The organism is Mariniflexile sp. (assembly GCF_041583155.1).
In the GTDB taxonomy this organism is placed as follows: domain Bacteria; phylum Bacteroidota; class Bacteroidia; order Flavobacteriales; family Flavobacteriaceae; genus Mariniflexile.
The window spans coordinates 22153-29583 of sequence record NZ_JBFHGK010000044.1; the positions used below are offsets into that span (position 1 = coordinate 22153).

The 7431-nt window shown below is 30.1% G+C and carries 6 protein-coding genes; 2 read left to right on the forward strand and 4 right to left on the reverse strand.

The window, feature by feature from the left end; genetic code table 11:
- Position 1: 1 nt before the first annotated feature.
- From ABYI63_RS14135 to ABYI63_RS14145, 3 genes are read right to left on the reverse strand one after another with little or no spacing between them, the layout of a single operon-like run.
- On the reverse strand, positions 2-1057 hold the full coding sequence (locus tag ABYI63_RS14135) for an efflux RND transporter periplasmic adaptor subunit (protein ID WP_372757171.1): 1056 nt from the start codon (positions 1055-1057) through the stop codon (positions 2-4).
- Positions 1054-2355 carry a TolC family protein gene (locus ABYI63_RS14140; RefSeq protein WP_372757172.1) on the reverse strand — a complete coding sequence of 434 codons (1302 nt, stop codon included), beginning with the start codon at positions 2353-2355 and terminating at the stop codon, positions 1054-1056. Before ABYI63_RS14140 ends, ABYI63_RS14135 begins: the two co-directional genes overlap by 4 nt.
- A gap of 53 nt (positions 2356-2408) precedes the next feature.
- Positions 2409-2999 (reverse strand): TetR/AcrR family transcriptional regulator, encoded by a 591-nt coding sequence (locus ABYI63_RS14145; RefSeq protein ID WP_372757174.1) that lies wholly within the window; start codon positions 2997-2999, stop codon positions 2409-2411.
- Between the two features lie 102 nt (positions 3000-3101).
- Here ABYI63_RS14145 and ABYI63_RS14150 point away from each other — a divergent pair, with 102 nt between their 5' ends.
- Positions 3102-4103 (forward strand): serine hydrolase domain-containing protein, encoded by a 1002-nt coding sequence (locus ABYI63_RS14150; RefSeq protein ID WP_372757175.1) that lies wholly within the window; start codon positions 3102-3104, stop codon positions 4101-4103.
- Between the two features lie 314 nt (positions 4104-4417).
- Here the strand turns inward: ABYI63_RS14150 and ABYI63_RS14155 are convergent, their stop codons facing one another.
- A complete protein-coding gene (locus ABYI63_RS14155; RefSeq protein ID WP_372757177.1) occupies positions 4418-5170 on the reverse strand; it encodes an NUDIX domain-containing protein in 753 nt (250 codons plus the stop codon).
- A gap of 163 nt (positions 5171-5333) precedes the next feature.
- Between ABYI63_RS14155 and ABYI63_RS14160 the strand changes: the two genes are divergently transcribed.
- A partial coding sequence (locus tag ABYI63_RS14160; RefSeq protein WP_372757179.1) for a glycoside hydrolase family 3 N-terminal domain-containing protein occupies positions 5334-7431 on the forward strand: 2098 nt, incomplete at its 3' end.

Here is a 7431-nt window from a genome sequence, read left to right on the forward strand (position 1 = left end):
TTTATTTTTTAGTTATTATAGAAGATCCTCCTAATAGTTTTAATAAAATATCTTGTTTGGCAACAACAAGTTCTTTACCTGCTAACTCTTTATTGCTTATCACAATACCTTCTTCTCCTGTTTGAATGATATTAATAGGAATTAAGTTCACTTTATCATTTTCTTTAGCTAAAACAAAGCTTTTTCCATCACGGTTTAAAACCGCATCAAAAGGTAATTTTATGCTATTTCCTTTAAATACAAGTACGCTAACTTCTATTCTATCTCCGGTGGTAAATCCTTTTGAATTGACATATACTTTGTATTCTGCCAAATTATTAAAGGTGCTGTTTAAGGCGATAGCCGAAAAGTTTTCGTTGTTAAAATTTACACCATAAATAGGTAAGTCTGTTGGAATTCTTAACAACAAGTAAAAACCATTGGAGGCACTGATTGTGGCAACAGGATGTCCGGGCAAACACATATCGCCAATGTTTACTGAAGTTTTAGAAATAACGCCATCTACAGGTGAAGTGATGGTTGCATAGGTTAATGTATTGGCAACATCAATTTGATTTTGATATAAGGATTCTAATTTTGCTTTAGCAGCTTCAATATTGCTTTCTTCCATTTGAGATTGTTCTTCGGAAGCACCTTTTATTGCTAATAATTCTTTGGTTCTATTGTGAGTTTCTTCCAAATTATTAAGGGCCGATTTAGCTGCCTTAATTTGTGAGTTTAAACTTATATTGTTTGTTTGAATTGTTGTGTTATCTAATCGGGCAATAACTTCGCCTTTTTTTACTTTTGAACCGCTGGGTTTTATGTAATTTACACGAGCAGTAACTTTAGATGACAAGTTAACATCTCTATCATTTTCAGTTTGAGCCAAATACGGAAGTGTCAGGATAACTTCTTCTGCTTTGGGTTTAAAGGTTGATACTACAATAGCATATTGTTTTGCTATAGGCATTGCAGCTTCTTTTCGTTTTGCGTTTACTACAGCAAAAATTGCTAAAATTACAATGGCAACCACTGCAATTATTCCTATTGTTTTTTTGTTTTTTATCGTTTTCATTTTACTAAGTTTTCAATGTTATTACCATAAATTACTGCTAATTTTACCAATGTTTGCCATTTTTCGGCTTGTGCTTTATAGTGTTTAGATTTTTCCAGCACCAAATCGTCTTCATATTTTAAATAATCTTCAATAGTTATTCTTCCAGACTGATAACTCACTTTTTCAATGGCTAAAATGGCTTCTTTATCTTCCACGTTTTGTTGATACAATTTTTCGGATTTATACAATAATTGAAGACTTTTTTGAAATTGATCTGCCTGAGATTCTAAAGCTAACTTCATTTTATCATACTCATTTTGAGTTTCGTTGTATTCAATTTTACTTTTTTTAATTTGAGAATACTGATTCTTATTAAAAATAGGGAAACTAACTACCAAGCCAAATTCTGTGTAGTTTCTGTCTATGGCCATATTATTATTATTATACGCATTTGCAAAACTGTGGTTGTAATTTCCTTTAAATAATATGGAAGGCAGCAATTTTTCTTTTTCAGCTCTTAAGCCTAATTTATCAGCCAATACTTTTTGTTCAATTGGTTCTAGCGATTTAATCGAACTGGTGTCTAATGAAGTTGTTTCTATCATTTCAACTGGCGTATTTAATCTAATTCCTGTTAATGTTTTAATTGAAGCCAATGCAGCCTCTCTATTAATAGCAATATCATTAATTGTTGCATCTACTTGATTAATAGCATTTTGAATAATTAATAAATTAGATTCAGACGCTCTTCCGTTGTTAACTTTAACATCAACAATTTCTTTTGTTTTTAAAAGAGATAGTTTTTTGCTTTCAAGTGCTTTGGTAAGTGCATCTATATATAATAAATTGGCATTTGAACTGACAATAATAGCCTCATTTTGTAATAAATTAATGTGTTGTTTGGCTTGCGCAGATTTTTGTAAGTGTTTTGCTTTGTTTGCGGTTGTATATATTGATTTGATAAATACAGGCATTGAAATACTAAGACCCGTTCTAAATATTTGATCACTAAAAGGTTGTGGCATTTCTTGATGTTGGACCAAATAAGAAGATTCATTTGGTGTAATTGGTAACATTCCTGCTGGTGTTGAGTAATTTTCATATGTTCCAAAAGTTGTTATTGTAGGTAATAAATTACTTAAAGCCAATTGCTTACCTGTTTTAGCCTTTTCAAACGCTAAACTATCGCTCTTAGTTTGCGGATTTGATTTAAGTGCTGTAAATAAATCTTGTATATTATTAACTTCTTGTGCTTGGATAGTTATAGGAGCAAAGAAGAAAAGGATTAAAACGGTGGATAAAATGTTGTTTTTCATTTTTGACATTAGTTTAATAGTGATTACTCACTTACTTATATAGATAAATTTTTTTACATTTTTAATATACGTTCTAACAACGTAAACATTTTATTACAGAAGTTTTCATGATTAAAAGTTCCTTTATTAAGTATCAGTTCTATATTTAAAATAGCTGGGATGCCCATATACAATGTTACAAACGCATCACAATCTAAATTTTCATCCCACATCCCTTTATTTATACCATCTTCAACAATTAGTTTTAACATTTCTTTGTGCGCTTTTAAAATTTCAAGCAGCTTTTCTTTTAAATCTGAATCATTTGCGTGGGTTGCTTCAGAAAGCAATAAAATGGTCACCCCTTTATTATTTATTAAATACTTAATTTGTTTACATAAAAAGGTAAATAATTTAATTGAAGGTGTTATATCCGATTTAATAATTGTTTTTTGATTGACTACCAAATTAGTATAAACATCTTCAACCAATGATAAAAGTATCTCTTTTTTACTGTTAAAATGTCTATAAATTGTACCTTCACTTACGCCAACTTTAGCGGCTAAATTCTTTGTTGAAAGTTTAGACAAACCCTCATTTGAAATAATATCTAAAACAGCCTTTTTAATTTGTACCTTTCTTGTTTCTGTATTTAATCTTAACATAAAATTTAATTAGTAAGTGAGTAAACGCTTACAAATGTATATTTTTTTTTTAAACTGACAAAATAAATGTTATTTTTACTGCATATTATAAAATGAATCACAATGAAAAAAATAGTAAAGTACACTCTGTTATTATTAGTTTTAGCAACCATTTATGTTGTTTATACCAATTACCCACGGTTAAATATAATTTCGGGGTATTCAGCTAAAAATATGAGTTCTTCAGTTTTTTTAGCAGGAAGAACATTGGAAGTAACTGATAAACAAGACAATAATTTTTCGCCAATAGCTATTGCAGAAGATAAAGTAGACTATGAAGATAAATCTGCAACCGCTTCAGTGTATGGTTTTATGAAAAGGAAAGCTATTTATAAAGAAGGTTTAGGAAGTATTTTAGTATTGGATGATTTTGAAGAGGATACCAAATTTTTAGTTCCAAACAGAACAAAATTAACTAACAATTTACCATATCCGTATGGAGATGAAGCACAAAAAGATACCATTTTTAGTAATATTAATTATAACGAATTACAAACAGCGGTTTTAAATGCGTTTGATAAGAATGAAGATTATATTAAAAAAACTAGAGCAGTGGTAGTTATTTATAAAGATCAAATAATTGAAGAAAAATACGCAGAAGGTTTTGATAAAAATTCAAAAATTTTAGGCTGGTCTATGACCAAAAGTATTACCAGTGCCGTTTTAGGAATTTTGGAGAAACAAGGTAGAATTAAAGTGAATCAAAATAACCTATTCCCTGAATGGGAAAATGACGAACGTGCTAAAATAACCTTAAATGATTTACTACATATGAATAGTGGCTTGGAATGGAATGAAGATTACAACACCATGTCTGATGTTACTAAAATGTTGTTTTTAGCAAAAGATATGTCTAAATCTCAAAAGGAAAAACCATTAACAGGTGAGCCAAATAACAGTTGGAATTATTCTTCAGGAACGTCAAACTTATTATCAGGCTTTATTAGAAACCAATTTAAAACACATCAAGAATATTTAGATTTTTGGTATGCTGAATTAATTGATAAAATTGGAATGAACTCTATGCTAATTGTGTATGTCTTCAAACTAATTTGGACTTTTTGATAAAGAGTTTTATTTAAATTTAAATAGGTTGAATCACTTCATTTATCTTACAGTATTTTTACGAAAAGGTAATGTCAAATTAAAATAGCAAAGATTAAAATGAAATAAAAAAGTATAACTTTAAAGAAACCAAAAAAGTTAACTCATTAATTTTCTTATAATTGAGTATTGAATTATTGAATTCCAGCTGCAGCTTTTGTCAAGAAGGGGAGCAAAAAGAGTCTTAACATTAATTTGTTAAGGCTTTTTTGTTTGCTTTAATGTCTTTACTATTTAGATAATCCATTATTTTAAACTTAAAGTAACTCAATATATTACCAACCTCCTTGTAAACCATCATTGAGGGCTTTTTTATAATTTTCAAGATTAAATTCAAACAAAAAAGGTGATTTGTGAGCTCCTCCTTTTCTGCGTTCATTTAATTTATTTAAAATATTATACGACATTATTTTACGTTGAAAATTTCTTCTATCTAATTCTTTTCCCAAAATAGTTTCATAAAGTACTCGCAATTCAGACATCGTGAATTTATCAGGCAGAAGATTGTATCCTATAGGCTGACTGTTTAATTGTTCTCGAAGCGATTGAAGTGCTTTGTTAATTATTTTAGAATGATCTAATATAAAATCGATTTTTTCATTTAAACTTACCCATTTGCAACTGTCTGAGATAAAATCGGGCGTAGGATTCACTTTCGTATATTCTACAAGTGCGTAAAATCCAACAGTAATAAATCGCTGATCAAAAAAATCAGAATTAATTGTAGCATTAGATTTAGTAATTTTTTCAACTAAGGGATTCTGTTTAGAACGCTCAAAGTCACTAAAAACATGAAATTGTTTTAAAAAAATAGCATCTAGCCCTGTTCTTTCTTTCAAAACTATATAAGCCGCTTCCTCAAGTGATTCATTAATTCCTATAAACCCTCCAGGTAAAGCATATAATTTTAAAGATTCGTAGAATAGAGACAACACTCTTAGCTCACCTTCATGAAACCCAAAAATTACACAATCTAATGAAATGTGGTTTAAAAATGATTTTTCAGTATTCACGGTTGAAATTGTCATTTTTTTATTAAATAATTTATGATTGCAAAATAACAATAAATGATGAATTCCATTTGAAATTTTAAATTAAATTTGTATTATTGTGTCGTATTGACACATTGAAATATAATTAATACAAAATAAAGAAATATTTCAAATTAAAAATAAACCTAATTAATAATTAATGAAACATCTAAATCTAAAAACCGCAACCATCATTTTTGTATGTATAATTTGTTTTTCACTTTTTACAGCATGTGAAAAAGTAAAAGAAGTTAGTGAAGTGCAAAAAATGGTAAAATCAATGACGCTAGAGCAAAAAGCACAATTGGTAATTGGCACAGGTATGCTTATAGAATTACCTGAAGAAATGACAAAATTTATGCCTGATTCTGTATTGTCTAAAATGCCTTCAGGATTTAATGGAATTGTAAAATCTAAAGACACCAATTATGTAAAAATGGTTGAAAAACTATGGACTTACCTTCCTGGAACAGCTGGAGTTACTGCTGAATTTCCTTCTTTAAATATTACAAGTCAAGTGCTTACAGATGGTCCGGCAGGTTTAAGAATTAAACCTATTCGTAAAAGTACTGACCAAACTTTTTATTGTACCGCTTTTCCTATTGCAACTGTTTTAGCTTCAACTTGGGATACTCAATTAGTTTATAATGTGGGTAAAGCAATGGGAGAAGAAGTAAAAGAATATGGTTCAGATATTCTGCTTGCACCTGCATTAAACATTCAACGCGATCCTTTATGTGGTCGAAATTTTGAATATTATTCTGAAGATCCATTATTAACAGGTAAAATGGCTGCAGCCATGGTTAACGGTGTGCAATCAAACGAAGTTGGAACTTCAATTAAACATTTTGCTGCTAATAATTCAGAAACCAATCGCCTATCTGTAAACACTATTGTTAGTGAACGTGCATTAAGAGAAATTTATTTAAAAGGATTTGAAATAGCCGTTAAAGAATCGCAACCTTGGACAGTAATGTCTTCTTATAACAAAATCAATGGAACATATGCTTCTGAAAGTGAAGATCTACTAACAAAAATTTTAAGAGACGATTGGGGTTTTAAAGGTTATGTAATGACTGATTGGGGTGGTGGTAGTGACCTTGTGGCACAAATGAATGCAGGAAACGACATGATTCAACCTGGAACACCTCAGCAAGTTGAACAACTTGTTGAACTTGTTAAATCGGGTAAATTAGACGAAAAAATATTAGATAGAAATGTAGAAAGAATCTTGAATATAATGCTAAAAACTCCAAGATTCAACAATCATCCTATTTCAAATAAACCAAATTTAGAAGCTCATGCTTCTATTACACGCAAGGCTGCAACTGACGGAATGGTTTTACTAAAAAACAACAATAAAGCACTTCCTATTTCAAAAGAAGTTAAAAATGTTGCAACATTTGGAGTAACATCTTTAGATATTATTGCAGGAGGAACAGGTAGTGGAGATGTGAATGAAGCCTATATAATTTCATTATTTGACGGATTAATAAATGGCGGACTTACTCCAGACAGCGAATTGGCTGAAATATATACAAAACACATAGAAACCGAAAGAGCTAAGAATTTAAAATCAGGAAATTTTTTAACCGATTTTATGGGAGGTACAGTTCCTGTAGCTGAAATGTCAGTTTCTAAAGAAATAGCTGCAAAAATGGCTAATAAAAATGATATAGCACTAATTACTATTGGACGAAATTCAGGTGAAGGAGGAGACCGTAAAGCTGAATCTGGTGACTTTTATCTGAATGAAAATGAAAAAGAAATGATTCAAAATGTTTCTGAAGCGTTTCATAAAAATGGTAAAAAAGTAATTGTTATTTTAAACATTGGTGGCGTAATTGAAACAGCAAGTTGGAATAATCTACCAGATGCAATTCTTTGTGCTTGGCAACCTGGGCAAGAAGCAGGAAATTCCATTGTTGATATTCTTAAAGGAGATGTGAATCCTTCGGGCAAATTGGCAGTAAGCTTCCCAATGTCGTATGATGACACACCAACAGCGAAAAATTTTCCTGGACAAGAAGTTAAATTAGTAGGCGAAGAAGATGATAAGCCAGACCAATCTGGATTTTCATTTATGAAACGTGTTCCTTGGGAAATTGTTTATGAAGAAGGTATATATGTTGGTTATCGTTATTACAATACTTTTGGAGTTCCTGTAGCTTATGAGTTTGGGTATGGATTATCATATAGTACTTTTGAATTTAGCAATCTTCATTTAAATTCTAACAAATTTGAAGACAACCTACAAA

Excerpts from the sequence above, each read along its gene's own strand:
- ABYI63_RS14135 (WP_372757171.1), bottom strand. The coding sequence starts at position 1,057 with ATGAAAACGATAAAAAACAAAAAAACAATAGGAATAATTGCAGTGGTT.
- ABYI63_RS14140 (WP_372757172.1), bottom strand. The coding sequence starts at position 2,355 with ATGAAAAACAACATTTTATCCACCGTTTTAATCCTTTTCTTCTTTGCT.
- ABYI63_RS14145 (WP_372757174.1), bottom strand. The coding sequence starts at position 2,999 with ATGTTAAGATTAAATACAGAAACAAGAAAGGTACAAATTAAAAAGGCT.
- ABYI63_RS14150 (WP_372757175.1), top strand. The coding sequence starts at position 3,102 with ATGAAAAAAATAGTAAAGTACACTCTGTTATTATTAGTTTTAGCAACC.
- ABYI63_RS14155 (WP_372757177.1), bottom strand. The coding sequence starts at position 5,170 with ATGACAATTTCAACCGTGAATACTGAAAAATCATTTTTAAACCACATT.